Genomic DNA, 26,505 nt, shown 5'->3' on the forward strand with positions numbered 1-26,505 from the left:
CCGCCCGGCGGAGGGGACGCGCACGGCCCGTGCACCCTCGGGGCGGCGTCGAGCCGCGGCCGACCCCTGGGGACACAGCACAGGAATGCGAACACCGGCCCCTTCGCGGAGTTCTCAGAAAGGTGGACATGCCCTCTTCAGCACACCGTCCGGGCAAGCGCAAGCCCACGCGGAGTTTCGCCAATCCGCTGGGAGATATGGACTACATCGACTACAAGGACACCGCTCTCCTGCGCAAGTTCATCTCCGAGAAGGGGAAGATCCGCAGCCGCAGGGTCACGCGGGTGACCGCGCGCCAGCAGCGGCTGATCGCGGCGGCGGTCAAGAACGCGCGCGAGATGGCCCTGCTGCCCTACCCGTCCAACACTCCGGCGCACAGGCCCTGAGGACCCGCCGGACCCGTCCGCGGGGACCCCGGCCCCCGACCGGGACCCCGCGGACGGGCCGTCGCGGTCAGGAGTGGCCGGGAGCGTGCTCGTCCCAGTGGCCCTCGTGCTCGCGGTGCAGGTGACCGTCGTGGACGTAGTCCACGTGGTCCTCGTGCGGCACGGCCACGTGACCGCACCCGTGACCGTGCTCGTGCGCGTGCCCCTCGTGGACGGCGTGGCCCCGCACGGAGCACTCGTCCCAGTGGCCCTCGTGCTCGCGGTGCAGGTGACCGTCGTGGACGTAGTCCACGTGGCCCTGGTGCGGCACCGCGACGTGCCCGCACCCGTGACCGTGCTCGTGCGCGTGCCCCTCGTGAACGGAATGCTGTGCGGCCATCTCTCCCCCTCGAAAAAACCAGCGGAAAAAAACGGGAACACATCCAGGACTATTCGATCGGCGATCGCGCATCAAGCGCCGCCGGGGTGGCGCACGGAGAATTTATCCGCTTCCCACCGGAATTTCGCGCCGAACCCCCGAAGAAATGATTGTGCTTTTCATTTCCACGGCGACAGGGGCCGCCCCCGCGCGCACCGAGGACCGACGGGTGCGGGCATCCCCCTTCCACCCGGCTCCGGAGACGGGAACTGCTAGAGTTCGGGAATGATTATCATTTCCTCCCTGGCGTCGCGAACGCCCCACCACGGCGAGGAGGCGCGCCATGCCTGAGTACGACGATCCCTACGCCCGCTCCGGGCAGTACCTGGACCTGATGATCGCCGGATGGTGGGAGCACCACCGGGCGGTCCTGTCCGAGGCGCTGGCCTCCCTGCCCGACGACTCCGGCCCCGTCGTGGACGCCGGGGCGGGCGGCGGCCACGGAACCCGCCTCATCGCCGCGGCCCTGCCCACGGCCCGCGTCCTGGCCGTCGAGCCCTCCCTCCTGCTGCGGACCGTGCTGCTCTCCCGGATCGCCGACGACCCCGGCCTGCGCGGGAGGGTGACCGTGGACGGCGACGACCTGCTCTCGGCACACCTGCCCGACCGGATCGGCGGCATGGTGATGGCCAACCTCATCGGCCACTTCAGCCCCCACGAACGCGACCGCCTGTGGGAGGACCTGGCCCCGCGGCTGGCCCCGGGAGCCTTCGTCCTGCTCAACCTCGCCGCCCCGCGGCAGCCCGAACGGGTGGAGCGGGCACGGATGAGCGAGGTCCGCGTCGGAGCCCGCTCCTACGTCGGCTGGGCCGCCGCCGAGCCCAGCGGCCCCGAGCGGGTCGAGTGGCACATGACCTACGAGATCCACGAGCGGGACCGGGTCCTGGCCCGCGACGAGGTCCGCTACACCTGGTGGACCCTCACCGAGGACGCGCTACGCGCCGAGACCGCACCCCACCGCCTACGGGTCCTGCCCCACGGCCCCGCCGAGGCCGGACTGTACAGAGTCCTCCCGGAGGACTGACCGCGGCCCCGCCGACCGCCCGCCTCAGGAGGCGGGCGGCGGGGCGCTGCTGCGTCTGACCACCAGGTCGGTGGCCAGATCCAGGCGCAGGTTGGCGGGGGTGCCGCCGCGCGCCAGGGTGAGCGCCATCCGGGTCGCCTCCTCGGCCATCTCGGTGAGCGGCTGGCGCACGGTGGTCAGCGGCGGCCCCATCCAGCGGGCCACCGGCAGGTCGTCGTAGCCGACCACGCTCAGGTCCTCGGGGATGCGCACGCCCAGCTCACGGGCGGCCTCGTACAGGCCCATGGCCTGGAGGTCGTTGCCCGCGAAGACGGCCGTGGGCGGGTCGTCCAGCCGGAGCAGCTCCCGGCCCCGGTCGCGCCCGCTCTCGACGTGGAAGTCGCCGTAGCGCACGAGCGCGGGGTCGGCCGTCAGCCCGGCCGAGTCCAGCGCGGAGGCGTAGCCGTCGATGCGGGCCTTGCTGCACAGCACGTGCCGGGGCCCGCCGATGACTCCGATGCGCCGGTGGCCGAGCTCGATGAGGTGGCGGGTGGCGACCAGGCCGCCGTTCCAGTTGGCCGAGCCCACCGAGGGCATGTCCGGGCCGGGGTCCCCCGCCGGGTCCACCACGACGAAGGGGATGCCGCGCGCGGTCAGGCGCGTGCGCTGTTCGGGCGCCAGGTCGGAGAAGACCAGGATCACGGCGGTGGACTGGCGGGCGAGCACGGCGTCGACCCAGTCGTCGCGGGGGGTCTGGGCGCCCCCGGACTCGGTCAGCACGACACTGAGGCCCTCCGAGCGCGCCACGCTCTCCACGCCCCGGATGACCTCGACCGCCCAGGCGCTGTCGAGTTCGTGGAAGACCAGGTCGACCATGGAGGAACGGCCTCCGCCCGGGCCCCGGCGTCGCCGGTAGCCGTGGCGGCGGATCAGCTCCTCCACGCGTGCACGGGTCTCGCTGGCCACGTCGGCGCGTCCGTTCAGCACCTTCGAGACCGTCGGCACCGATACGCCTGCGGCTTCCGCAATTTTCGAGATGGTGACCGGCTCCGAAAGGGTGGTCCGGGCGGGGTCGGGGGTCGGGTCTGCACTCACGACGCCTGATCCTACGCGGTCATGGCAACCCCGCGCGGCTCCGGGTGATCCAGCTCTCATCCTCCTATTGACGCTCGCGGTGACGCCGCGTACATTCGGGCGCAAATATTTCGAAATACTGACCGATAGTTTCGAAAGAGGAGTGGCCATGAGAACCCCCCGCCTGGGCTCCGCCGCCGGAGCAACGGCGCTCTGCCTGCTCGCCGTCACCGCCTGTTCCGGTGGCGGCGGCGGAGACGACCGCATGCACGTGTGGATGTACCAGGACACCCTGGTCGTGGTGCAGGAGGGCGCCGTCGAGAGGTTCAACGGGGCCTCCGAGACCGAGGCGGTCATCGACGAGGTCCCCGGGGACAGCTACGAGGAGCGCCTGCGCACGGCGATGGGCTCCAGCGAGAAGCCCGACGTGTTCTTCAACTGGGGCGGCGGCAGCATCGAGCCCTACGTCGAGCAGGACATGCTCGTCCCCCTGGACGACATGCTCGCCGAGAACCCCGAGTTCGCCGACTCCTTCATCCCCTCCATCCTGGAGGCGGGCAAGGTCGACGGCGTGCAGTACGGCATCCCCCTGCGCGGCACCCAGCCGGTCATCCTCTTCTACAACGAGACGGTGTTCGAGGAGGCCGGAGCGGAGCCCCCCGAGACCTGGCAGGACATCCTGGACCTGGTCGACACCTTCACCGAGGAGGGCGTCACCCCCTTCGCCCTGGCCGGGGCCGACCCCTGGACCGAACAGATGTGGCTCCAGTACCTCGTGGACCGCATCGGCGGACCGGAGGTGTTCGCGCGCATCGTGGAGGGCGACTCCGAGGGCTGGCGCGACCCCGCCGTGCTGGAGGCCGCCCAGATGGTCCAGGAGCTGGTGGACCAGGGCGCGTTCGGCAACTCCTACGCCTCGGTCAGCTACACCGAGGGCGCGGCCTCGGCGCTGCTGTCCGAGGGCCGGGCCGCCATGCACCTGATGGGCTCGTGGGAGTACTCCACCATCCTGGACCAGAACGAGGAGTTCGCGACGAACGACCTGGGCTACGTGGCGTTCCCGCCGATCGAGGGCGGTGAGGGCGACCCCGCCAACGTGGTCGGCAACCCGACCAACTACTTCTCGGTCTCCACCGAGACCGAGTACACGGACCAGGCCATGGAGTTCCTGACGTACATGTCCCAGGAGGAGTACGTCGCCGACATGGTGGAGAACGGCGAGGTGCCCACCACCACCAACGCCGAGGAGGTCGTCGCCGACAGCCCCAGCCCGGACTTCGCCGCCTTCCAGTACGAGATGGTGCGCGACGCGCCGCACTTCCAGCTCTCGTGGGACCAGGCGCTGCCGCCGGAGGTGGCCACGCCGATGGTCACCGAGATCGAGTCGCTGTTCAACGGTGAGAGCACGCCCGAGCAGTTCGTCGACGCGCTGGCGGCCCTGTGACCGGCCGCACCGACAGCCAGGCGACCGGTGGCACCATGACCGGCGACCCGGCGGCCGGCGGTGCCCGGGCGGGCGGCCCCGCCTCCCCCGGCCCCCGGCCCGGCCTCCCGCGCGGCGGCTCCGCCGCGCGGGGCGCCGCCCCCCGTACGGGGCGGCCCGGTCCGCTGTGGGCGGTGCCCGGCCTGCTGTACTTCGGGCTCTTCGCCGCCCTGCCGATGGTGCTGGTGGCCTACCTGTCCCTGACCTCCTGGGGCGGGCTGGGCTCGCCCCGCTTCATCGGCCTGGAGAACTGGTCGCGCCTGGCGGGCGACCCGCTGATGCACAACGCCGTGTGGCTGAGCGTGCTGCTGACCGCGCTCTCCTGGATCGTGCAGACCCCCATCAGCCTGCTGCTGGGGGTCTGGGCCGCCGGCCAGCAGCGCAACCGCGCGGTGCTCTCCGCCGTCTTCTTCCTGCCGCTGCTGCTGTCCTCGGCGGCGATCGCGCTCGTCTGGCGGGCCCTGCTGGACCCCAACTTCGGCCCGCTGGCCTGGCTGGGACCCCGCCTGGGCCTGTCGTCGGTGGACGTGCTGGGCGGTTCCGACAGCGCGTTCCTGGTGATCGTGTTCGTCAGCGCCTGGCAGTTCATCCCGCTGCACATGCTGCTCTACCAGGGCGGTGCCCGACAGATCCCGGCGACGCTGTACCAGGCCGCCGAGATCGACGGGGCGGGAAGGCTGCGGGCGTTCTGGTACATCACACTGCCCCAGCTCAGACACACCATCACCACGTCGTCGGTGCTGATGGTGGTGGGCGCGCTGACCTACTTCGACACCGTGCTCATCATGACCGGGGGCGGGCCCGGTACCAACACCACCATCGTCCCGTACCTGATGTACCAGGCCGGTTTCCAGAGCTGGGAGCTGGGCTACGCCAGCGCCGTCGCGTTCACCCTGGTGGTGACGGCGACGCTGATCGCCCTGCTCCTGGTCCGCTTCACCGGTTTCGGCGACATGCGCAGCACCCGGGAGGGCATGTGACCGCCAGTACGGCAGAGAGGCCCGCCGCACGGCGGCTCCCGAGCAGCGGCCGACGCCCCGCCCTCCCCCGGCGGCGGCCGGGCCGCCGGCGCCCCAACGTCCTGGCCGGGCTGGGCGCCCTGGTGTGGCTGGCCGTCGTGGGGGTGCCGCTGTACGCGCTGCTCGTGGCCACGGTGCAGCGCTCCGAGAACTACACCTCCGCGGGGCCGCTCACCCCGCCCGCGGACCCGACCCTCGGCAACTACGTCAAGGCGATCGAGAACGGGGTGCTGGGCTTCGTGCTCAACACCGCGATCGTCACCGTCTCGGTGGTGGCGATCGTGCTGGTGCTCGCCTCCATGACCGGGTTCGCCGTGGTGCGCTCGCGCACCCGGTGGACCACGGGGGTGTTCCGGATGTTCCTGCTGGGGCTGGCGATCCCGTCCCAGGCGGTGATCATCCCGGTGTACCTGATCATCATCGAACTGGGGCTCTACGACACCCTGACCGCCATCGTGCTGCCCACGGCGGCGTTCGCGCTGCCGGTGTGCGTGCTGATCCTGGTGGGGTCGATGCGCGACATCTCCGAGGAGCTGTACGAGGCCATGGCCCTGGACGGCGCGGGCCCGGTGCGCACCTTCCTCCAGCTGGTGGTGCCGATGTCGCGGTCGGGGCTGAGCACCATCGGCGTGTACGCCGCGCTCCAGGCCTGGAACGGGTTCCTGTTCCCGCTGATCCTCACCCAGTCGGCGGACAACCGGCTGATCACCATGGGCCTGTTCGAGTTCCAGGGCGAGTACCGCGTGGACGTGCCCGGCATGCTGGCCGCGGTCGTGCTGGCGACCCTGCCGCTCTTCCTCGTGTACCTCTTCGCGCGCCGCTCCCTGGTGCGCGGCATGATGGGGGTCGGTGGAAAGTAGCCCCGGGCCACTCCACTCCCGCCCGGCGGCCGAGGCCGCGCGGGGCCCCGCCGACCCCTCCCCCCGGTGCCCGTCCTCTGTCAGGGCCTTCGCCCTGAGGTGGGCACCGGGGGCACCTTCGCCTACTCCCCGTTCTTGGGCAGCAGGGACCCCAGCGGGCCCAGGTCCAGGTTGAGGTCGGCGGCGGAGAGCCCGTAGCGCTCGCGCAGCTCGGTCATGCGCTCCTCCAGCAGCATCAGCGTCATGCCGATGCGCTCCTCCTGGTCCTCGGTGAGGTCGCCCTGGTCCACGCGCCGCAGGGCCTGGCGCTCCATGAGCTGGCGCACCAGCTCCACCACGGTGAGCACCAGCTTGATCAGGTCGCGCTCGACCGTGTCGGGCTCGGTCTCGATCCGGTGGCGCAGCCGCTGCCGTTCGGGGTCCGCAGGCCCCTCGCCGGCCCGGTCCGGGTCCGCCGTCTCGTCCAGGGCGTCCTGGAGCCGTCCCAGGATGTCGTTCCCGCCTCCCGGAACCGTGTCGGCGTCGGCCACGCGCACGGGCGCCGGCCCCTCGGGGTCCTGCGCCGCGCGGAGCGGGTTCCCGTTCACCTCTGGCATACCGCTTCCTTCCCCCTCCCTCCGGGGCCGGTCCTCACTCCTGGCGGATCCATCCGCTCAGGGGGTGACCGTGCTCCCAGGGCGAGGGCACGTTCTCGTTGATCGACGACACCAGGGCGTGCAGGGAGACCCGGACCAGGTCCACGTCGGCGATGGAGACGGTCAGGTCCCCCGAGACGACCACCCCCTTGGCCAGGACCCGGTCGAGCAGGTCCACCAGGGAGATCTCCCGGTTGGCCAGGGGGTGGTCCTCGTCCAGCATCGTGGTCAGGGAGTGGGCCTGGCCCGGGAAGCCGCCGGTGCCGGGCGGGCCGTTCCCGGCGGGGCCGGATCCGTTCACCGTGCTCATGCGCCCGCCTCCGCCGCTCGGGGGGAGGAGAAGGAGTAGGGGGCCCACGGCCCGGAGGCCTCGATCCTGGTCCCCTCCGGCGCGCGGGAGTTCAGCTCGTCCACCGTCGCGAGGAACTCCGCCACCCGCTCCCCGTCCACGAGGTAGGCGTTGTTCATGACGTTCTCGCCGGAGGCCTCGGACAGCGCGGCGTTCTGCGTCTGGTGCTGGGCGCGCGCCCGGGCCATCGCGCCCAGGACCTCGTCGGCCCGCTCGCACAGCGCGGAGGCCCGCTGCCAGGTGTCGTCGCGGCGGTCGCGCTGCTCCCTGCGCCTGCGCAGGTAGGCCTTGCCCGGGCTCTCGTCGGCGGGGGTCCGCGGCTCGGGCCGCGCGGCGGTGCGCGCGCCCGCCTCGGCGTAGACCTTCACACCGATCTCGACCCGGTCCACGAGTTCGTCCAGGGTCGCCGCGAAGGCTTCCGCGTTCTCGCGCAGGACCCGGCGGACCCGTTCGTCCCCGCGGTAGACGGTGGCCAGCCGCAGCGGCAGGGCCACGGACCGCAGGGCCACCGCGTCCACGACGCCGTGGTGGGCCCGGGCCACCTCCTCCAGCCAGCGCAGGTCCTCCAGCTTGGCGTGGAGCGCCTGCTCGTCGAACTCGTCCAGGGGGACGGTGCTGACCGCGGCGGCCAGGTCGCCCTCGACGACGAGGTGGACGGGGTGGTCACCCACGCCCCTCAGGCCGTCGGCGGACGCCAGGCCGAAGGGGCGGCACACCGCGTAGACGTAGCTCGCCTGCTCAGGCCGTTCCATGCTCACCCTCCTCCCGGGCGCCGGAGCCCTCCGCGGCCGGGGTCCCGGAGCCCTCCTCGGCGAGGGGGTGCGCCTCGCCCGCGGTGACCTGCGCGGTGCGGTGCTCCTCCAGGGCCTCGATGCGCTCGCGCAGGCGTCTGTTCTCCTCGGCCAGCTCGTCGTCCTCGCGCCGCGAGGCCCGGGAGGACAGGGCCGGGTCGTGCTCCCACCAGTCGATGCCCATCTCCTTGGCCTTGTCCACCGAGGCGACGAGCAGCCGGAGCTTGACGGTGAGGAGTTCGATGTCCAGCAGGTTGATCTTGATGTCGCCCGCGATCACGACGCCCTTGTCGAGAACGCGTTCGAGTACGTCGGCGAGGTTGGCGGAGGAGGATCCGCCCGAGGAGCGGATCTGCCTCGGCTCGCCCCGCCAGGGCGTGGGTTCACTCATGCGTACCAGTTCCCTCCCGGTCCCGCGGAGCCGTCACGGCCACGGGTCACGCGCGCACCGCCGTCGCGGCACCGGTCCGCGGCGCGGAGGCGGCCCCCGGCTCAGGAGCGCCCGTCGGCGGGCCGATCCTCCTCGTCGGGGTACTCGTCCTCCTCTGCTTCCAGATCCTGCTCGTCCGCCTCATCAGCGTCCTGGCCCTCAGCCTCGTCATCGAGGAACTCCTCTTCTTCTTCCTCTTCGCCCTCGTCGTCCTCGGGCTCTTCCTCGAACTCCTCGTCGTCCGCGGCCTCGGGCTCGTCGTCCTCGGGCTCCTCCTCGAACCCGTCCTCGGGCTCGTCGTCAGGCTCGTCGTCGGAGACCCGGTCCTCGGGCTCGTCGTCCGCGGCCTCCGCGCTCCCGTCGTCGAGGTCGGCGAGCTCCGCCCGCTCCTCGGGGTCCAGGTCGGCGAGTTCGGCCCGCTCGTCGGGGTCCAGCTCCTCCAGCTCGGCCCACTGCTCCTCGGTGAGGTCCGCCTCCTCCAGGGCGACGGCGTCGTCGTGGGAGAGGACGACCTCGCCCTCGCGGACCTCGCCGCGCCAGCCGCGGAGTTCGGCCGCCTCGTCCCGGGGCAGCATCATGACCTGGCGCCGGTAGTGCTTGAGGTCCAGGCGCAGGCGTCTGCCCTGGGCCCGCCAGATGTTGCCCGTGCGCTCGAAGAGGCCCTTGGGGTAGTACTCCACCACCAGCAGGACGCGGGTGAGGTTCTCCCCCAGGGGGTGGAAGGTCACGACGCCCTTCATGGTGCCCTTGGCGGCCTCCGTCGACCAGGCGATCCGCTGGTCCTGGACCTGCTCGGTGACCTCGGCGCTCCAGCTGCGACTGGACCAGAAGACCTTGCCCCTCCAGTGGGAGGAGGTGTCCCCGGTGCGCTCCGCGCTCTGCACGCCCTTGGCGAAGGAGCCGAAGTCGGGGAAGCGGGTCCACTGGTTGTAGGCCACGCGGACCGGAACGCCCACGTCGACGTCCTCGACGATGTTGACCATCTTGCCGGGCTTGCCGCCCCCTCCGGAGGAACCCGTGCCCAGGCCCTGGCCGACCTTGTCCTTGAGGCCCTTGGCCCCGCCGGTGACCACGGCGTTGACCGGGTTCTTGCCCTGGGCGAGCTTGCCGCCGACCCCGGCCGCGACGGGGGCGGCCGAGGCGCCCTCACTGGTGAGGCGCTCCACCGTGGCCCCGAGCCTGCGGGCCGCGCCGTGCACCACGCTGGTGGCCTTGGCGCTGAGGTAGTCCTGGAGGGCGTCGGCGAGCTTGGAGGTGCCCTCGTTCCTGTCGGCGGCCGACCGCAGCCGGGCCAGCGGCCCCTGGGAGTCAGTCGTCGCGGCCATCGTCGCCCCCCTTTCCGCCGGTGCCCGGGGCGCGCTTGCGCCGGGCGGGTTTGGCGGAGGCCGAGGCGCGCTTGGCGGTGCCCTTGGTCCGCGCGGCGGCTCCCTTGGTCCGGGCGGCGGTGCCCGAGGCGGCGCCACGGGACGCCTTCGCGGCCTTGGGCCCGGTCCGGCGCTCGGAGGCGGAGGACTCTCCCGGCTCCTGCCGGGCCTCGGCGTCGCCGTCGTCCCGGGTCTCGTCCGCGTCCTCGGCGGCCTCGTCCCGCGCGGCGCCGTCCTCGTCGGCCTCGTCCTCGCCGGAGCCGGAGGCGGCCCCGGCCGCGCCCTCGCGCAGGCGTTCGGTGCGGCTGTTGAGGGAGTCGGCCAGGCCGCCCGCCCACTTGCCGGCGATGTTGCCCGCCGCGGTCCTGCCGACGTTGAGCAGCTGCTCGCGGGACTGGCCCTTGAGCTCACCCACCACCGGGAGCGCGGAGACCTCCTTGAGCAGCCCCTGGGCGAGCTGTCCGGGTTTGATGTCGAGCTTCTTGGCCCCCAGGTAGAGGCCCAGCCCCAGGGCCAGCTTGAACTTCTTCCTCCGGCCCAGGACGTAGCCGCCCACTGCGGCGGCCACGATCTTCGCCGTGTCCCCCACGGGATCTCACCTCAATATCGTCTATCGAAGACCTTGTTGGTACCGCTCGGCTTCCTCCAGCTGGTCCAGCAGTTCGTCCTCCATCTGGTCGAACTCGCTCTCGGACAGCTCTCCGGCGTCGAGGCGCTCGGACAGTTCCGCCAGCTGCTGTCGGATGCGTGAGGGGTCGTACAGCTCCCGCTCCGCCGCGTCCAGGACCTGGCGCGCCGTCCAGTCGACGAACCGGATGGGCGCGGCGGGAGCGGTGAGGATCATGCTGAGGAGGCCCATACCCCTGACTCCTGTTCGGTGTCCCCGCCCGGCGGGGTCACTGTTGGGGGGACGCCACGAAGCTGTAGGGCGGCAGGGGTCCGTTGACGCGGACCTCCATGTAGGAGGCCAGTTCCTGTTGGACCCGGGCCGCCTCGCGCAGGAAGTCCTCGGTGCGGTCCCGGTGCACGAGGAAGGAGGCGTTGGCCAGGCCGCCGTCCACGGCGGGCCAGGCGGACACGCGCTCGGCCAGTCCTTCCAGGGGCTTCAGGACGGCCTCGGCGTCACGGCGCCTCAGCTCCTCCACCGCCTGGGAGACCTGCTCCCCGAAGGCCATCCGCTCGGCGGGGGTGCCGCCTCCGGCCGCCTTGAGCTCCTCGTTGCGTGCCCGCAGCCCCTCGTCGGCGCGCAGCACGGCGCGCAGGGCGGCCTCCTCGTTGTGACTGGCCTTGACGTTGAACTCCACCCGGCCCTGGAGCTGGTCCAGGAGCACGGAGTAGTGGTCGGCGAAGCGGGCCAGCTCGGCGGCGACCGCGTCGTCGTCCTCGCTCACCGCGCCGAAGCGCAGGGGCAGGACGCCGCGGGCCTGGGCCAGGTCCTGGAGCACGTTCTGGTGCGCCTCCAGGTCGCGCCGCTTGGCGCGCAGGCCCTCGGGGGCGTCGCTGACCGCGGCGGCCACGCCGTAGGCGCGGACGAAGCGCACCGGCGCCGCGTCCTGGCCCACCCCGGACAGCTTGACGCCGTCGAGGGACTCGTCGTCGCGGACGATCCCGTAGACGTAGGTGCTCACTCCTCGCCCTCCTTCTTGGCGGAGGAGCGCCGGCGGGCGCGCGCGGGCTGCTTCTCCTGTTCGTCGGACTGTCCCTTGGAGAAGGACTCGGAGATGGCCTCGGCCGCGCCGGAGAGCGCGCCCTTGGACTTGCTGCGCGCGCCCTTCTCCATGCCGCTGTCGAGCAGGTCGGGGAGTCCGGCCCCGCCGCTGCTGGTCAGGTCGAGGCGGTTGCACGCCTCGGCGAAGCGCAGGTAGGTGTCGACGCTGGCGACCACGATGCGCACGTCGACGGTGAGGAGTTCGATGCCCACGAGGGAGACCCTGGCGAACACGTCGATCACCAGTCCCTTGTCGAGGATGAGATCGAGGATCTCGTAGAGGTTGCCGGAGCTGCGGCCGCCTCCGGATGACTGCTGCATCACCGTCATCGGAATCATGCTCCTTTCGTCGGTGAGGTTGTGGGGGGGCAGGCTCCCCGTCCGCCCGGGGTCGGCCGGGATCAGCCGTCGGAGCGACCGCGGGTGTAGCGCTTGCCGCGCTTGTATCCCTCGATCTCCCCGTCGGCGTCGAGTTCCACGGAATACGTGGCCAGCAGGCTCACCGTGTCCGGAACCCGGCGCAGTTCGAGTACTTCGAGGGTCAGGTCCCAGCCGTCTCCGGATCGTTGGAACCCGGAGACGCCCTCGACCTCCAGCCCGGTCACTTCCTCGAACTGCTCCTGGGCCTCGCGCAGACGCTGCATCATCGTCTTGCGTCCTCCCTCGCCCGGAGGGGAACCGTCGTCCTTGCTGTCCTGACTCATGGATCTCCTGGCCGTCGGCCATTATCCGATTTCTCTTGCCATGCCCTTGGCTTGACCCACTACCGAGAAAGACCGGGACAAAACCTCCCCGAGGTCAAGGCGGGGGAAAACGGGCCGGGCGGAACGCGCGGACCGGGGAACCAGGGGAACGCGGGAACGCCCGGGGAACTCAGGGACGCGGGGGCTCCGCGTGTTCCGCGGGGCGCGGGAGAGCGGGGGGTCACGTGAGGGCGTCCAGGCGCGCCGGCTCCGGAAAACGCGGCACGGAAAACTCCCGCGGGAATGTTCAGGACCGCAACTTCTTAACAGGAAAGGAAAACCGCGCGGCGACGCCGAAGGCTCCTCACCCCGCGCGCAGGAGGCGGAGCAGGGTGTGCGCCTCGGCCGCCAGCGCGTCCCGGCACGGAGCCAGGTACGCCCGCGGATCGGTCAGGTCGGGCCGTTCGTCGAGCCGCGCGCGCAGCGCCCCGGAGAAGGCGTCGTTGAGCCGCGTGGCGATGTTGACCTTGGTCATGCCGCTGTCCACCGCCTTGACCAGGTCGGCGTCGGCGACCCCCGACGACCCGTGCAGCACCAGCGGCACGGGGACCGCCCGGCTCAGGCGGCCGATGAGTTCGTGGTCCACCCGGGCGTCGCGGGTGCGCATCGCGTGCGAGGTACCGACCGCGACGGCCAGCGAGTCCACCCCGGTCGCGCGGACGAACTCCGCCGCCTCCTCGGGCCGGGTGCGCGCGCCCGGGGCGTGGACGCCGTCCTTGCCGCCGACCTCGCCGAGTTCGGCCTCCACCGCGACGCCGCGGGCGTGGCAGTACCCGACCACCGCGCGGGTGGCCGCGACGTTGTCCCCGTAGTCCAGCGCCGAGGCGTCGAACATGACGCTGGTGATGCCCAGCTCGACCGCCTCGCGCACGAGCGGGACGTCGGTGGCGTGGTCGAGGTGGACGGCGGTCGGCACGGCCGCCTCGCGGGCGGCGGCGAGCGTGGCCAGTGCGAGGGGGGCCAGCGCCCCGTGGTAGCGCACGCAGTTCTGGCTGATCTGGAGGACGACGGGGGCCGCGGCGCGCTCGGCTCCGGCGATCAGCGCCTCGACGTGCTCCAGCAGGACGACGTTGAAGGCGCCGACGCCCCCGCGTCGGGCGACGGCCCGCTCCAGCAGCGTGGTGATCCCAACGAGTGTCATGCGTACTCCTCGACGTGCACGGTGGGCAGGAACGCGCGGTAGGCCCGAGGGTCGGCCTCTCCCGCGGTGGGGGCGAGCACGGCGGCGGCGCCGAGCGCGGCGGCGCGGGCCAGGGTCCGGGGCCAGGGGTCGTCGGCGGCCGTGCCCAGGGCGATCGCGGCGGCCGCCGCGTCCCCGGCTCCGGTCGGGTTGCCGGTCACGCCCGGGACCGCGCCCGCCCGCCACCCCCGGTCGCCGTGGAAGGCCAGCAGGCCCCGGCTCCCGAGGGAGACGACCACGCTGCGGGCCCCGGCCCGCAGCAGCTGGCGGGCGGCGTCGGCGCCGCACCCGCCGGTGGTGGCGCGCAGCTCGTCCGCGTTCGGTTTGACCACCGCGGCCCCGGCCGCCGCCGCGGCCAGCAGCGCCGGGCCGGTGGCGTCGACGACGGCGGGAACGCGCGCCCGCGCGGCGACGCGCACCAGTTCCGCGTACAGGTCGTCCGGTGCGCCCGGGGGCAGGCTGCCGGAGAGCACGAGCGCGCGGGCGCCGGTCAGCGCGTCGCGCACCGCCTCCGTCAGCGCGGCCCGTTCCCGGGCGCTCAGCGGCGGGCCCGGTTCGTTGAGGACCGTGGTGTCGGTGCCCACGACGGTCAGGGTGCGCCGGGTCGTGCCGTCGATGGGCACCACCCGCAAACGGTGCCCGTCCCCGGTCAGGGTGCGGGCGATCCACCGGCCGGTCGGTCCGCCGAGGGGTGCGACGGCGAGCGTGGACTCGCCGAGCCCGCGCAGGACCCGGGACACGTTGAGGCCCTTGCCGCCCGGGCGCTCCCACACGCGCGAGACCCGCAGGGAGCGGCCCGGTACGAGGGCGTCGACCTCGTAGGTCGTATCGACGGCGGGGTTGGCGGTGACGGTGACGATCACGTGCTCCTCCCGGAGGCCGCAGGTGTGCGGCGGTCGCGGCCTCGAACGGCCCGGGGTGTGCGGTCGCGGCCGGGGAAGACCCGGGGTGCGGTCCGGGCGCGGTCACGGTCGCCGGTCGTGTTCACGGGCGCTCCAGCAGTTCCCGGGCCAGCAGCGCCGCGCCCAGGCACCCGGCCTCGTCGCCCAGCGCGGCGGGGACCACGTCCGGACGCCGGTGGAAGGTCAGGCGGGCTTCGAGCCGTTGGCGCAGCGGGGCGAGCAGCAATTCGCCGGACCGGGCCAGACCGCCGCCGACCACGATGACCCGCGGGGCGAGCACGGCGCTGATCCAGGAGAGGCCGAGCGCCAGGGCGTCCACGGCCTCGTCCCACACCCGCCTGGCGTCGGGGTCGCCCCGCACGAGGAGGTCGGCCACCTCGCGGGCCCCCCGGGTGGGCCGCCCCGTGCGCTCGGCGTAGCGGCGGGCGATGGCCGCGGCCGAGGCGATCGCCTCCAGGCACCCGGTGGCGCCGCAGGCGCACGGCCCGCCGTGGCCCACGTCCACGTGTCCCATCTCGCCCGCGAAGCCGCCCGCGGTGTGCGCCCGCCCGCCCAGGAGCAGGGCCGCCGACAGGCCGGTGCCGATGGGGACGAAGACGGCGTCCTCCTGGCCGCGCGCGGCGCCGAGCCGCTGTTCGGCCAGGCCTCCGGCGGCCACGTCGTGCCCGAGGGCGACGGGCAGCCCGCAGCGCTCGGCGAGCCGGTCGCGTACCGGCACGTCGCGCCAGAGGAGGTTCTCCGACCACACCGCCACCCCGCGCCCGACGTCGACGATGCCGGGGACGACCACCCCGACCGCCGCGACCGGGGCGTCCCGGGACGCGGAGCGCAGCTCCCCGACGAGGGCGGCGGCGGTGTCGATCACGGCCTCGGCGACGCGGGGTCCCCTGGGCGTGGGCGTCCTGCGGGCGAGGAGCACCCTGTGGTCGGCGTCCACGAGGGCCGCCTTGGTCAGGGTTCCGCCGACGTCGACGGCGACGACGGCGCTCACGTCGGCTCGTCCGCGAGGACGACCGAACGGGTGAGGTTGCGGGGCCGGTCCGCGTCGAGCCGCCGCCGTTCGGCGAGGGCGACGGCCAGGCGCTGGGCCACGACGAGGTCGGCCAGGGGATCCAGGTCGCTGGCGCGGAAGGCGGCGCCGGTGGCCCCGACCTCGGCGGCCAGGCCCGCGGGCGGCTCGCCGAAGGACCACACGAGCCGTCCCGGCTCGGCGATGGTGAGGGGGCCGTGGCGGTACTCCATCGCCGGGTAGGCCTCCGTCCACATCCGCGCCGCCTCACGCGACTTCAACGCCGCCTCGTGCGCCAGGCCCACCGTCCACCCCCGGCCGAGGAAGGTGATCTGTTCGGCGCGGGCCAGGGGGTCGAGCGGGACCTCCAGGGCCCGCTCGCCGTCGCGGGCGAAGCGCTCGACGTCGTGGCCCAGGTGGGCGCGCAGCAGGGCGAGCGCCGTCGTGGCGTAGCGGGTCTGCACCACCGACCTCTCGTCGGCGAAGTCCAGCACCACGCTCAGGTCGGCGAGTTCGGTGACCGGCGAGCCGGGCACGGCGGTGATCACGGTGGTGGGCACGTCCCGGGCCGCCCTGAGCAGATCCGTGACCTCGGTCGTCGTGCCGGAGCGGCTGATGGCCACGACGCGGTCGTAGGAGCGGCCGGGCGGCACCTCCGAACCCGGGAACGCGTCGGTCCCGCCCTGCCCGGCCCGCTCGCGCAGGGCGGCGTAGGACATCGCGACGAACCAGGACGTGCCGCAGCCGACGACGGCCGTGCGCTCCCCCGGGCGCGGCAGCGCGGGTTCCGCGGACGCCAGCGCGTCCGCGACGCGCCGCCAGCACTGCGGTTGGCTGGCGATCTCCGCGGTGACATGGGTGTTCATCTATGATCTCCCTTGCTGGCTGCGGGGCCCTCGCGCCCGCTGCGGGAACGGCCAGGCGCCCTCGTCCGGACGCCGGATCCCCGCCCCGCCCGCGGCCCCGTTCGCGGTGTGTCCCGCCGTGCGCCCCGCTGCCGGGTCGGGTAGGAGTGCTCCGACGGCCCGTCCTCCGCGTGCGGTGCGCGACGACGCGCACGAAGCATCGTTAGTCTGATTGCTTTTGATCGATATAGTCGGTTAACAGTCAGATTGGATCAACAGTTTGTCCTTGGGGGACGTCATGGACCGCCACCAGCGTTTGACGGCTGTGCTCGAACTGCTCTCCGAGCGCGGGTCCCTCTCCGTCGACGAGGCGGTGGAGGAGCTGGGGGTCTCCCCGGCCACCGTCCGGCGCGACCTCGACCACCTGGAGCAGCAGCAGCTCCTGACCCGCACGCGCGGCGGCGCCCTGGCCTCCTCCGTCTCCTACGACCTGCCGCTGAGCTACAAGGCCGCCCGGCACGCCGAGGAGAAGGAACGCATCGCCCAAGTGATCGCGGACCTGGTCCCCCCGGGTTCGGTCGTCGGCCTCAACGGCGGCACCACGACCACCCAGGTGGCGCGCGCCCTGGCCCTGCACGAGAGCTTCCGCGGCGAGGACCCCGGGCGCGGCCTGACCGTGGTGACCAGCGCGCTCAACATCGCCACCGAACTCCTGGTGCGCCCCCACATCAAGGTGGTCGTCGTGGGCGGGGTCGTGCGCCCCCGCTCCTACGAGCTGGTGGGGCCGCTCGCCGAACGGGTCCTGGAGACGCTCTCCCTGAACGTGGCCGTGATCGGGGCCGACGCCGTGGGCGCCTCCAGCGGCGCCATGGCCTTCGACGAGGACGAGGCCGCCGCCAACACGCTGCTCGCCCGGCGCGCCGAGCGGGTCATCGTGGCCGCGGACAGCCACAAGATCGGCCAGCGGGCCTTCGCCCGGATCCTGCCGGTCGCCGGTATCGACGTCCTGGTGACCGACAAGGACGCGGACCCCGACGTCGTGGACGGCTTCACCAGGGCCGGGGTCGAGGTCGTCCAGGCCTGAACCGCGGCCCGGGCCCGGGGGCCTCACGGGTCGTTCCTTCCGTCCAGCGGCCGGTAGCCGACCCCGAGGGCGTCCAGTCGCTCCAGGTGCGCGCGCAGCCGGGCGAGGAAGTCGGCGCGGTCGTGGCCGCGCTCGCCCGGCTGCCGCCAGACGGCCTCGGCGAAGGCGCACAGGCGGGGGAAGAGCATGTACTCGGTGTGCTCCTCGGTGGCCACGTACTCGGTCCACATCTGGGCCTCGGCGCCGACGACGCGCCGGGCGGCCTCCCCGTCCAGCGCGGCGGGCACCGGTTCGAAGTCGAAGACGGTGGACAGCGGCACGAATCCGCCGCCGAAGGCGAGGGGCTCGGCCGCGGTGTCCTCGTCCTGGTAGTAGTCGAGGTACACGTGGCTGGTGGGCGCCATGACCGTCTCGTGGCCGAGCCGGGCCGCGGCCTCGCCCCTCTCCTGCTCGCGCCAGGCCATCACCGTCACGTCGGCGGGGAGCGCTCCCCCGTCCAGGACCTCGTCCCAGCCCACCAGCGTGCGGCCGTGCTCGGCCAGGAACGCGGCGACGTACCCGGTGAACCAGCCCTGGAGCTCCTCCTCGTCCGCGAGCCCCAGCCGGCGGATGTGCTCCTGCACGCGGGGGCTGTCGCGCCACTCGTCCTTGGGGACCTCGTCCCCGCCGCAGTGGACGTACCGGCCGGGGAAGACGTCCATCACGTGCGTCAGGACGTCGCGGCAGAACCGCAGCGCGGTCTCGTCCACGTTGAGCAGGCGGGTGCCCACCCCCCAGCGCTCGCGCACGATCGTCGGGGCGCCGGTGTTGCCGAGTTCGGGGTAGGCGGCGATGGCCGCCTGCATGTGGCCGGGCATGTCGATCTCCGGGACCACCTCGACGCACCGGTCGCGGGCGTGCGCCACGATCTCGCGCAGGTCGGCCTCGGTGTAGTAGCCGCCGTGCGGGGTCTGGTCGTAGACCGGATCGGGGCTGGTTCCGAGGTCGTTGCCGACCACGGTGCGCGCCCGCCACGCGCCGACCTCCGTCAGCCGGGGGTAGCCGGGCACCTCGATCCGCCAGCCCTGGTCGTCGGTCAGGTGCAGGTGCAGGACGTTGAGCTTGTGCAGGGCGAGCAGGTCGATCAGGCGCAGGACGAAGTCCTTGGGCAGGAAGTGCCGGGCCACGTCCAGCATGAGGCCGCGCCAGCGCAGCCGGGGGTGGTCCTCCACCCGCGTGCAGGGGATGCCCGCGCCCTGCGCGGACGCGCCCGCCCACCACAGCCGCGCGGGCAGGAGCTGGCGCAGGGTCTGCGCGCCGTGGAAGGCCCCGACCGGGTCCGCGCCGACGATCTCGACGCCGTCGGTGTCCACGGTCAGCGTGTAGCCGTGTTCGCGGGCCCGTCGGGGATCCACGCGCACGGTGACGGGAGCCGGACCGCCGCCCGGACCGCCCCCGGCCCCCGGTCCGATCAGCGGGGCCAGGACCTCGCGTAACAGCGCGCCCGCCAGCGCGGCGTCCGGTTCGACGCGCAGGGAGAGTCCGCGGTCCAGCCGGAGGGCGCCCGGGCGCGGTTCCGTCAGCGTCGGCACCGGGATGATCGCTGGTCGGCTCGCGTCGTCGGGCATGCTCGTTCCCCCTTCTGGTCGCCCGGCGGCGGCCGGGTCCGTCGCGGCGGCCGCTTGCCTGCTCCGGCGGACGGGCGCGGCGCCCGGCCGGGTCCGGGCTCGGGCCGGTCACACCCAACGATCATTACATGAGCACATGATGATTACTAGTGAACAGAAGTAGGACTTAAAGCTTGACACCAATCAACCAGAACGTGACGATGGTCACTCATCGACTACCGGAGGGAGCGCTCACCATGGTTCTCGCGTACACCCGAAACGGACATGGCTGACACCGCGCGGCCCACGGGCGGGGTCGGCGCGGAGCGCGAACGCGCCCCGCTCCCCCCGCCGGGCCGCACGGGCGGTCCCGACCGCCCCGGCGGCCGCTCCGGGGAGACCCCGCCCCGGCCCGCCCGTGACCTGTGGCGGCGCACGTCGGCGACGCGCTGGCTACTGCCCGCCACCGCCCTCATCGGCCTGGTCATCGTCTTCCCCGCGCTCTACATGGTCTGGCTGTCCTTCCTGGCCGTGGACCGGATCGGGCAGATCCAGGGGTTCACGGGGCTGGACAACTACCGGCGGCTGCTGGGGGAGCCCGCGCTGCCCGGGGTGGTGGCCAACACGCTGGCGTGGCTGGTGGTCGTCCTCGGGGTGACGCTCCTGGTGTCCCTGGCCCTGGCCCAGTTCCTCACCAAGGAGTTCCGCGGGCGCCGACTCGTACGGCTCTCCGTCGTCGTGCCCTGGGCGGCCTCCCTGGTGATGACCGCGACGGTCTGGCGGTTCCTGCTGGAGGGCGGCAACGGCCTGGTCAACCGCCTGCTGATGGACCTGTCGATCCTCGACGCACCGCACGAGTGGTACAAGGACCCCGCCACGGCCTTCGCCTCGATCATGGTCGTCGGCGTCGTGACGTCGGTCCCCTTCACGACCTACGTCCTGCTGGCCGGTCTCCAGACGATCCCGACCGAGGTGCACGAGGCGGCCAGGATCGACGGCGCCGGGGCCTGGAACCGGTGGCTGCACATCACCCTGCCGCTGCTGCGCCCCTCACTGCTGGTGGCGTTCGTGCTGAACATGCTGCACGTGTTCAACGCGTTCACGCTCATCTGGGTGATGACCGGCTCGATCGCCGGGAACCACGCCGACACCACGGTCACGTGGATGTACAAGATCGCCTTCAAGGAGCAATTGGACCCGGGCGAGGCCGCCGCGCTCGCGGTGCTCAACGTGGTCTTCCTCGTCGGGCTGATCGCGTTCCTGGCCTGGCTGCTGCGGCCGGGCCGCCGCGACCGGGCGGGCCGCGTCCTGGCCTCGGCGGTGCCCGGCGGCGTCCGCTCGCTCACCGGCCGGGCCGCGCGCTCGTGGTCGTCCCTGCGCGGGCGCGCGGCGAGCGCGTGCGCTCCGCTCCTGCGCCCGGCGGCGGACGCGGGCGGCCGGGTGTGGCGCCGCGTCAGGAGCGCCGTCCTCCCCCTGGTCGGGGCGCTGGTCGCCCTGTTCTTCCTCGCCCCCTACGCCGCGATGTTCCTCGGCTCGCTCAAGACCGACGCGGAGCTGTTCGCCGTCCCCGCGACCTACCTGCCCCGGGACTGGGCGTGGTCGAACTACGTCGAGGTGTGGAGCCGGATCCCGCTGGCGGAGTACTTCCGGGTCAGCCTCACCGTCGCCGGGGTCTCGACCCTGGTCGTGCTCGCCGTGGCCGCGCCCGCCGCCTACGCCGTCGCCCGCTCCGACTTCCGCGGCAGGGGCGCCTTCCTCGGCCTGATCCTCATCACCCAGATGTTCCCGGCGGTGGCGCTCATCATCGGGCTGTACCGGGAGGCGCTCTTCCTCGGCGCGGTGAACTCCTACTGGTTCATCATCGCCGTCAACTCCGCCTTCAACATCGCCTTCGCGGTGTGGATCCTCAACACCCACTTCCGGGCGGTCCCGAGGGAGACCGAGGAGGCGGCCATGATGGACGGCCTCGGCCGCTTCCGGACCATGCTCAGGATCGTCGTCCCGCTGTCGGCGCCGGGGATCATCACGGTGGTCGTCTTCACCTTCATCCAGGTGTGGAACGAGTTCATCGTCGCGCTGACCCTGTTCAACGACCCCTCGCAGGGCAGGGTGCCGCTGACCGTGGGGGTCCAGCAGTTCATCGGCCTGTACGAGACGAACTACCAGTACCTCTTCGCCGCCGGGCTGATGGCCGTCGTCCCCACGGTGGTCCTCTTCGCCCTGATCGAGAAGTACCTGGTCAGCGGCCTGAGCACGGGCAGTGTTCGTTGACGCGTCCCCGCCGGGAGGCGGAAGGGAAGGGTAGTCGATGAGGAGATGGAGACAGAGACCGCGGGCCACCGCCTTGGCCGCCGCGCTGTCGGCGGCCGCGCTGCTCGCCGCGGGGTGCGGTGGGGACGGGGGCGGGGACCCGCACACCATCGAACTGGTCGTGGCGCAGTACACCGAGGGGACCCAGCCCTACTGGACCGACCTGATCGAGGACTTCGAGTCCGACCACCCCGGCACGAGCGTCCGGCTGCGGGTGATCGGCTGGGACAACCTCCAGAACCAGGTCAACACGATGGTGCAGACCCGGCAGTTCCCCGACATCCTCAACACGAACCTCTTCGCCGACTACGCCGAGGCGGGCCTGCTGCACCCGGCGCGGGACGTGCTGCCCGAGGACAAGTTCGCCGACTTCGTCCCGGTCCTGGCCGAGAACGCCTCGCTGGAGGGCGAGCAGTACGCCCTGCCGTTCGTCGCGACGGTGAACGCGATGTACTACAACCGGACCATCTTCGCCGAGGCCGGGATCAGCGAGCCCCCGCGGACCTGGGACGAGTTCCTGGAGGCGGTGGAGCGCGTCAAGGCGCTCCCCGGCGACCACGTCCCCTACGCGCTGGCGCTGGGCTTCGACGGCGGCGACTACGAGTTCGGCACGTGGGCGCGCTCCAACGGCGGCGGCTGGAAGCAGGACGGCGAGTGGGCGGTCAACAGCGACCGCAACGTCGCCACGCTGGAGTTCCTCCGGGACCTGGTGGTGGAGCACGACGCCACCCAGCCCAACCCCGGGCAGACCAACCGCCCCGACGGCACGTGGCCGCTCTTCGCCCAGGGCAGGGCCGCCATGGTGTACGCGCCGCTGGGCGGCAGCGCGTTCCTGGACCCGGTGCACGAGGCGGGCGTGGACTACGGCACGACGACCCACCCGACCAACGGCGGCGCCGAGCCCTCCACCCACGGCATCCAGGACTACCTGGTGGCCTTCGACAACCCCGGCAACCAGGAGCTGGTCACCGAGTTCCTCGACTACTTCTACGAACCGGAGAACTACACCGCCTACCTGGAGGTCGAGGGGCTGCTGCCGACCACGGAGTCCGGCGTCGAGGAGTTCCGCGACGACCCCGACGTGGGGCAGTACGTCGAGCAGATCCACGAGGCCCGGCTGGACCCCACCTACGAACCGGTCTGGGCCCAGCTGCGCGGCACGATGGCCGGGGAGCTGGGCACGGCCGTGGCCCCGGACGGGGATCCGCGCGCCGTCCTGGACAGGGGCCAGGACATCGCCACCTCCGGCCCGTGACGGGCGGGGGTCGGCGTGGTGGCGGACCGCTCAGCCCAGCGCCTGGGCTCCAATGACCGACAGCAGGTGCAGCCTGTCGTGGCTCTCGCTGCCGGGGACGGCGGTGTAGACGAGCAGTGAGTGGGCCTGGCCGGGGTCGACCAGCCTCTGGCAGTTCAGCTCCAGGGGACCGACCTCGGGGTGCACGAAGTGCTTGACGTGGTGGGGGCGCACACCGATCTCGTGGTCCTCCCACACCCGCCGGAACTCCTCGCTCCGGTCCAGGAGCAGGTCGGCGAGGTGGGCGGCCCGCGAGCCGGGGCCGCGCAGGGTGACGATCTCGCGCAGACCCGAGGCGTACATGCGGGTGAGGAACGGGTGCTCCTCGGGCGCGTAGATCCTCCGGGAGTCGGGATCGGTGAACCACCGGTACCCCGAGCTGCGGGCGGGCCCCGTGAACCGCGTCGTGTCCCCGGTCAGCGCCACGCCCATCGGGGACTGGCGCAGGGTCTCGCCGAGTTCGGTGACGATCTCCGCGGGCGTGTCGTCCAGGCGGTCGAGGACCCGTTGCAGGCCGGGGCTGACGTGGTCGCTGACCGTGCCGCGCGGGGGCGGGTTGTGCCCGGCCAGGCGGAACAGGTGGTCGCGCTCGTCCAGTGACAGGTGCAGCCCCTGGGCGATGGAGGAGAGCATCTGGCCCGACGGCCGCGGTCCGCGCTCCCGCTCCAGCCGGGAGTAGTAGTCGGTCGACATGTGGCACAGCGCGGCGACCTCCTCACGCCGCAGTCCGCTGGTCCTGCGGCGCGACCCGCGCGGCAGCCCGACGTCCTCGGGTTGCAGCGACTCCCGGCGGGTGCGGAGGAACTCGGCCAGCCCGGTGCGATCGATCACGGCACTCCTTCTTCCCAGTGGTGCTGCTCCGTGTCTACCTTGCGCGCGCGGCGGTAACCACGGACCGCCGATCCCCCCTTACCGTCGAGGAGGTGGAAGAGGCGCGAGGGGTGACCTGCCGATCCTGGGATCGGGAGGCCGTGGTTACCGCCCCCGCCTTGGGCGGAGGATCGTTCCTGCGCACCGTGCACCAGGCACGGAGGGAACGGGGACCGTCCGAACGCGCGTCCGTGAGGACACGAGGGAGCAGAGCCATGCCGCGTCGAACCATCGACATCACCGTGCCGGACCTGACCGGGAGGCGCGCGCTCGTCACCGGCGCCAGCGACGGGATGGGCCTGGGGATGGCCATGAGGCTGGCCGCCGCGGGCGCCGAGGTGATCATGCCCGTCCGCAATCCGCGCAAGGGCGAGGACGCGATCGCCAGGATCCGCCGGAGTCACCCCGACGCCCGGGTCTCGCTGCGCGACCTCGACCTGTCCTCCCTCGCCTCGGTCGCGGCCCTCGGCGACACGCTCCGCGAGGAGGGCCTGCCGATCCACATCCTCATCAACAACGCGGGTGTGATGACCCCGCCGGACCGGCAGACCACGGCGGACGGCTTCGAGGTCCAGTTCGGCACCAACCACCTCGGCCACTTCGCCCTGGTGGGCCGCCTCCTGCCGCTGCTGCGCGCGGGGCGCGCCCGCGTCACGTCGCAGGTCAGCATCGCCGCGAGGCGGGGCGCCGTCAACTGGGACGACCTGAACTGGGAGCGTTCCTACGACGGCATGCGCGCCTACAGCCAGTCCAAGATCGCGTTCGGGCTGTTCGGCCTCGAACTGGAGCGGCGCAGCAGGGCTGGCGGATGGGGCATCACCAGCAACCTCTCCCACCCCGGGGTGGCCCCGACCAGCCTCCTGGCCGCCCGCCCCGAGATCGGCCGCGACCGGGACACCCTGGGCGTGCGGCTGATCCGCGCGCTCTCGGCCCGCGGCATCCTGGCGGGCACCGTCGAGACCGCGAAGCTGCCCGCCCTCGTGGCCGCGACCGACCCGGCCGCCAAGCCGGGCGCGCTCTACAGCCCCGGCGGCCCCGGCAACCTCGGCGGCCCGCCCGCCGAGCAGCGGCTCTACACCCCGCTGCGCGGCGTCGACGAGGCCGAGCGGGTCTGGCGGGTCTCCGAGCAGCTCACCGGGACCGCCATCCCCGCCGCCTGACCGCGCGCCCCCGGCGGCGGTGCGGCGGGCGACGCAGTCGATCGTGGAGCCGAGGCCTCGGGCGGCGTGACACCGCGCCGGGGCGCGTGCCCGGCATGGGACAGGGCCACCGGAACCGACCTGTTCCTGCGCCGCTTCGGAGCTGGCCCGGGGGAGGACCGCGGGCATCCGGTTCAGCGGGATGCGGTCCGGCCGGTGAATCGAGTCCACGTCTCCGGTCACTGCGGGCGCCTCCTCACACGGAGGCGCCGCCGACCGCCCCGGACGGGCACACGTGGTGCGTCACCGTCGGGCCCCGCCGTCCTCGGGAGCGCTGCCGTCGAGGCGCCGGACCGCGTCGATGTTGTGCTCCTCGGTGGCCCTGTAGTTCCTCGCGGTGGCCACGGTGCCGTCGGAGGCTTGGCGCAGGCCGAGGCTGAGGATCCTCAGGTACAACATGAGGTTCTCCTCCAACGGTTGCATGACGTTGTTCATCTGCTTGGCGAAGTCGTCGCCCTCGCCCCAAGGCGGCGCCCCCAGGGACCGGCGCCCGGCCTCGTACCACTCGATCAATGCCTCGATCCTGTCGGCCGGTTCGTGGATGTACTGTCCGTCGCGCGCCAATTCGTCCGACGCGACGTAGAGGGAGTCGTCGGAATTGCTGTTGCTGCCATAGCCGTCGTGTCTCGGCATGGTCTCTCCCGGCAGATGCGTGTACCTCGGTGAAATTCGGATTCCGCATTCGGCGGCTACCGCAGCGGCGGTTCCACGTCGAGTCCGCGAAAGAGCTCGCGGATGTCGAAGGCCCCTTTCACGACGTCGCCCACGACGATGTTCTCGGGAGCGAAAGGCCGGTAGAGCGCCTCGACCCGGTCGGCCATCTGTCCCCGCGCGCGATTCACGACGTCCTTGATGGTGCTCGCCAGTTCCGTGGGCGCCATGTTCCGATAGGACTGGGTGTTGAACTTCAAATCGACCAGTTCACCGCTCGCGTTCACCGTCGCCGCGACGAGGCGGTTCTTGGACACGGCCTCCTCGGTCGCCTGCTCCAGGCTCGCGCCGGCGTCCTCCACCTCGCGGAGCGTCCGCCGAAGCCGATCCAGCTCTCGTTCGTTCCATGCTTCCCAGCCGCTCATCGTCCGTACCACTCCTTCTGCCCTTGTCCTCGGCCACGCTGGGTGGCGGCCTGCCCCGGACCGTGTCGTTCCGCGCAGACGAGGCGCCGCACACCCGCTCGGTCTCCGCCGACCGGGGGAACTCGGGCCGGTCGGCTCCGGCCTGGTACGACCGGGTGGAGGCCGGTCGAGCCGCGATGCCGGGCCCGGTGCCGTGGCACGCTCCGGTGACGACGGAACGCGTGCCGGGCCGATCCGGCCGGGGGGTGTCAACAGGCCCTGCGCAGCATCGTCCGCGTCCCAGCCGTGGTGTGGGGTCCACTGTCGTGGAGTCGGCCGCGGTTATACAGGGACTCCCGATCCGAGGACGCGGAGGACCAGTTTCCGCTCTCGCAGGGGGGAAGAGGGTTCAACGGCACGCGGCCGGCAGAGCCCGCCGACGGATAGAGACGACGGAGCACCGAGCGAGAAGGAGACGGCCGTGATCGACTGGGCCGGACTGGCGACGTTCCTGCGACGCCGCCGGGAGTCGCTGCAACCCGAGGACGTCGGTCTCCCGCGCGGGTCGCGCCGCAGGACCAGCGGGCTGCGCCGCGAGGAGGTCGCCGCGCTCTGCCACATGTCGACCGACTACTACACCCGCCTGGAGCGGGAGCGCGGACCCCAGTCGTCCGTGCAGATGATCACCTCCATCGCACAGGGACTGCACCTGTCACTGGACGAGCGCGACCACATGTTCCGTCTCGCCGGGCACAACCCGCCCGCCCGCGGCGCGGACAGTGAGCACATCAGCCCCGGCCTGCTGCGCATCCTCGACCGTTTGGACGACACTCCCGCCGAGATCGTCACCGAACTCGGGGAGACCCTGCGCCAGAGTCCGCTCGGTGTGGCGCTCACCGGGGACACAC

29 protein-coding genes and 1 pseudogene are annotated in these 26,505 nt (G+C 72.6%); 10 read left to right on the forward strand and 20 right to left on the reverse strand.

The window, feature by feature from the left end:
• Positions 1-128: 128 nt before the first annotated feature.
• Entirely contained in the window at positions 129-386 is a 258-nt protein-coding gene (gene rpsR / locus G011_RS0125945) for a 30S ribosomal protein S18 (protein WP_026338670.1), read from the forward strand.
• 67 nt (positions 387-453) lie between these two features.
• On the opposite strand, the gene G011_RS0125950 is transcribed toward rpsR, so the two are convergent.
• Positions 454-765 (reverse strand): hypothetical protein, encoded by a 312-nt coding sequence (locus tag G011_RS0125950; protein ID WP_026338671.1) that lies wholly within the window; start codon positions 763-765, stop codon positions 454-456.
• 322 nt (positions 766-1,087) lie between these two features.
• Between G011_RS0125950 and G011_RS0125955 the strand changes: the two genes are divergently transcribed.
• The gene (locus tag G011_RS0125955) at positions 1,088-1,828 is read left to right on the forward strand and encodes a class I SAM-dependent methyltransferase (RefSeq protein ID WP_019611017.1); all 741 of its coding nucleotides are present in this window, start codon (positions 1,088-1,090) and stop codon (positions 1,826-1,828) included.
• A 24-nt stretch (positions 1,829-1,852) separates the two neighbouring features.
• Here G011_RS0125955 and G011_RS0125960 read toward each other — a convergent pair whose 3' ends face one another.
• Positions 1,853-2,902, reverse strand: a complete 1,050-nt coding sequence (locus tag G011_RS0125960; protein ID WP_036553120.1) for a LacI family DNA-binding transcriptional regulator — start codon at positions 2,900-2,902, stop codon at positions 1,853-1,855.
• 148 nt (positions 2,903-3,050) lie between these two features.
• On the opposite strand from G011_RS0125960, the gene G011_RS0125965 reads away from it, so the two are divergent.
• Genes G011_RS0125965 through G011_RS0125975 form a run of 3 tightly spaced genes read left to right on the forward strand, consistent with a single transcriptional unit; the run spans position 3,051 to position 6,243 of the window.
• Complete coding sequence (locus G011_RS0125965; protein ID WP_019611019.1) at positions 3,051-4,325, forward strand: ABC transporter substrate-binding protein; 1,275 nt, start codon at positions 3,051-3,053, stop codon at positions 4,323-4,325.
• On the forward strand, positions 4,322-5,344 hold the full coding sequence (locus G011_RS0125970) for a carbohydrate ABC transporter permease (protein ID WP_019611020.1): 1,023 nt from the start codon (positions 4,322-4,324) through the stop codon (positions 5,342-5,344). The genes G011_RS0125965 and G011_RS0125970 overlap by 4 nt, the downstream gene beginning before the upstream one ends.
• Positions 5,341-6,243, forward strand: a complete 903-nt coding sequence (locus G011_RS0125975) for a carbohydrate ABC transporter permease (RefSeq protein WP_019611021.1) — start codon at positions 5,341-5,343, stop codon at positions 6,241-6,243. The genes G011_RS0125970 and G011_RS0125975 overlap by 4 nt, the downstream gene beginning before the upstream one ends.
• A gap of 122 nt (positions 6,244-6,365) precedes the next feature.
• Here the strand turns inward: G011_RS0125975 and G011_RS31395 are convergent, their stop codons facing one another.
• The 14 genes from G011_RS31395 to G011_RS0126045 form a co-directional block, all read right to left on the reverse strand.
• Complete coding sequence (locus tag G011_RS31395; RefSeq protein ID WP_026338672.1) at positions 6,366-6,839, reverse strand: gas vesicle protein K; 474 nt, start codon at positions 6,837-6,839, stop codon at positions 6,366-6,368.
• A gap of 34 nt (positions 6,840-6,873) precedes the next feature.
• Positions 6,874-7,188 (reverse strand): gas vesicle protein, encoded by a 315-nt coding sequence (locus tag G011_RS0125985; RefSeq protein WP_013153378.1) that lies wholly within the window; start codon positions 7,186-7,188, stop codon positions 6,874-6,876.
• A complete protein-coding gene (locus G011_RS0125990; RefSeq protein ID WP_019611023.1) occupies positions 7,185-7,979 on the reverse strand; it encodes a GvpL/GvpF family gas vesicle protein in 795 nt (264 codons plus the stop codon). Before G011_RS0125990 ends, G011_RS0125985 begins: the two co-directional genes overlap by 4 nt.
• The gene (locus G011_RS0125995; RefSeq protein ID WP_019611024.1) at positions 7,966-8,409 is read right to left on the reverse strand and encodes a gas vesicle protein; all 444 of its coding nucleotides are present in this window, start codon (positions 8,407-8,409) and stop codon (positions 7,966-7,968) included. The genes G011_RS0125990 and G011_RS0125995 overlap by 14 nt, the downstream gene beginning before the upstream one ends.
• A gap of 101 nt (positions 8,410-8,510) precedes the next feature.
• A complete protein-coding gene (locus tag G011_RS0126000; protein ID WP_019611025.1) occupies positions 8,511-9,773 on the reverse strand; it encodes an SRPBCC family protein in 1,263 nt (420 codons plus the stop codon).
• Positions 9,757-10,401 (reverse strand): hypothetical protein, encoded by a 645-nt coding sequence (locus G011_RS0126005; RefSeq protein ID WP_019611026.1) that lies wholly within the window; start codon positions 10,399-10,401, stop codon positions 9,757-9,759. The genes G011_RS0126000 and G011_RS0126005 overlap by 17 nt, the downstream gene beginning before the upstream one ends.
• A 21-nt stretch (positions 10,402-10,422) precedes the next feature.
• Positions 10,423-10,671, reverse strand: a complete 249-nt coding sequence (locus G011_RS0126010) for a gas vesicle protein GvpG (RefSeq protein WP_019611027.1) — start codon at positions 10,669-10,671, stop codon at positions 10,423-10,425.
• A gap of 37 nt (positions 10,672-10,708) precedes the next feature.
• Positions 10,709-11,440, reverse strand: coding sequence for a GvpL/GvpF family gas vesicle protein (locus tag G011_RS0126015; protein ID WP_019611028.1), 732 nt, complete (start codon positions 11,438-11,440; stop codon positions 10,709-10,711).
• A complete protein-coding gene (locus tag G011_RS0126020) occupies positions 11,437-11,841 on the reverse strand; it encodes a gas vesicle structural protein GvpA (RefSeq protein ID WP_358170770.1) in 405 nt (134 codons plus the stop codon). The genes G011_RS0126015 and G011_RS0126020 overlap by 4 nt, the downstream gene beginning before the upstream one ends.
• A gap of 80 nt (positions 11,842-11,921) precedes the next feature.
• Complete coding sequence (locus tag G011_RS0126025) at positions 11,922-12,224, reverse strand: gas vesicle protein (RefSeq protein ID WP_019611029.1); 303 nt, start codon at positions 12,222-12,224, stop codon at positions 11,922-11,924.
• Positions 12,225-12,567: 343 nt separating this feature from the next.
• Positions 12,568-13,404: a class II fructose-bisphosphate aldolase gene (locus tag G011_RS0126030; RefSeq protein ID WP_019611030.1), complete on the reverse strand. Its 837-nt coding sequence runs from the start codon at positions 13,402-13,404 to the stop codon at positions 12,568-12,570.
• Positions 13,401-14,306, reverse strand: coding sequence for a 1-phosphofructokinase family hexose kinase (locus tag G011_RS0126035; protein ID WP_019611031.1), 906 nt, complete (start codon positions 14,304-14,306; stop codon positions 13,401-13,403). Before G011_RS0126035 ends, G011_RS0126030 begins: the two co-directional genes overlap by 4 nt.
• Positions 14,307-14,427: 121 nt before the next feature.
• Entirely contained in the window at positions 14,428-15,336 is a 909-nt protein-coding gene (locus G011_RS0126040; RefSeq protein WP_019611032.1) for an ROK family protein, read from the reverse strand.
• Positions 15,333-16,220 (reverse strand): SIS domain-containing protein, encoded by an 888-nt coding sequence (locus G011_RS0126045; RefSeq protein WP_019611033.1) that lies wholly within the window; start codon positions 16,218-16,220, stop codon positions 15,333-15,335. Before G011_RS0126045 ends, G011_RS0126040 begins: the two co-directional genes overlap by 4 nt.
• A 277-nt stretch (positions 16,221-16,497) precedes the next feature.
• Between G011_RS0126045 and G011_RS0126050 the strand changes: the two genes are divergently transcribed.
• Positions 16,498-17,283, forward strand: coding sequence for a DeoR/GlpR family DNA-binding transcription regulator (locus G011_RS0126050; protein WP_026338673.1), 786 nt, complete (start codon positions 16,498-16,500; stop codon positions 17,281-17,283).
• Between the two features lie 23 nt (positions 17,284-17,306).
• On the opposite strand, the gene G011_RS0126055 is transcribed toward G011_RS0126050, so the two are convergent.
• Entirely contained in the window at positions 17,307-18,890 is a 1,584-nt protein-coding gene (locus G011_RS0126055) for a beta-N-acetylhexosaminidase (RefSeq protein WP_019611035.1), read from the reverse strand.
• 264 nt (positions 18,891-19,154) lie between these two features.
• Between G011_RS0126055 and G011_RS0126060 the strand changes: the two genes are divergently transcribed.
• Complete coding sequence (locus G011_RS0126060; RefSeq protein WP_019611036.1) at positions 19,155-21,140, forward strand: ABC transporter permease subunit; 1,986 nt, start codon at positions 19,155-19,157, stop codon at positions 21,138-21,140.
• A gap of 37 nt (positions 21,141-21,177) precedes the next feature.
• Entirely contained in the window at positions 21,178-22,434 is a 1,257-nt protein-coding gene (locus tag G011_RS0126065) for an extracellular solute-binding protein (protein ID WP_026338674.1), read from the forward strand.
• Between the two features lie 30 nt (positions 22,435-22,464).
• Here G011_RS0126065 and G011_RS0126070 read toward each other — a convergent pair whose 3' ends face one another.
• Positions 22,465-23,304, reverse strand: coding sequence for a helix-turn-helix transcriptional regulator (locus G011_RS0126070; protein WP_019611038.1), 840 nt, complete (start codon positions 23,302-23,304; stop codon positions 22,465-22,467).
• 254 nt (positions 23,305-23,558) lie between these two features.
• Here G011_RS0126070 and G011_RS0126075 point away from each other — a divergent pair, with 254 nt between their 5' ends.
• Positions 23,559-24,503 carry an SDR family oxidoreductase gene (locus G011_RS0126075; RefSeq protein WP_019611039.1) on the forward strand — a complete coding sequence of 315 codons (945 nt, stop codon included), beginning with the start codon at positions 23,559-23,561 and terminating at the stop codon, positions 24,501-24,503.
• A gap of 282 nt (positions 24,504-24,785) precedes the next feature.
• Here G011_RS0126075 and G011_RS0126080 read toward each other — a convergent pair whose 3' ends face one another.
• Complete coding sequence (locus G011_RS0126080) at positions 24,786-25,175, reverse strand: hypothetical protein (protein WP_019611040.1); 390 nt, start codon at positions 25,173-25,175, stop codon at positions 24,786-24,788.
• A gap of 56 nt (positions 25,176-25,231) precedes the next feature.
• Entirely contained in the window at positions 25,232-25,618 is a 387-nt protein-coding gene (locus G011_RS30270) for a YbaB/EbfC family nucleoid-associated protein (protein ID WP_081643033.1), read from the reverse strand.
• Between the two features lie 460 nt (positions 25,619-26,078).
• On the opposite strand from G011_RS30270, the pseudogene G011_RS33050 reads away from it, so the two are divergent.
• Positions 26,079-26,504 (forward strand): annotated as a pseudogene (locus G011_RS33050) (helix-turn-helix domain-containing protein); the annotation flags it as partial.
• Between the last annotated feature and the right edge of the window lies 1 nt (position 26,505).

The organism is Nocardiopsis sp. CNS-639 (assembly GCF_000381685.1).
In the GTDB taxonomy this organism is placed as follows: Bacteria; Actinomycetota; Actinomycetes; order Streptosporangiales; family Streptosporangiaceae; genus Nocardiopsis; species Nocardiopsis dassonvillei.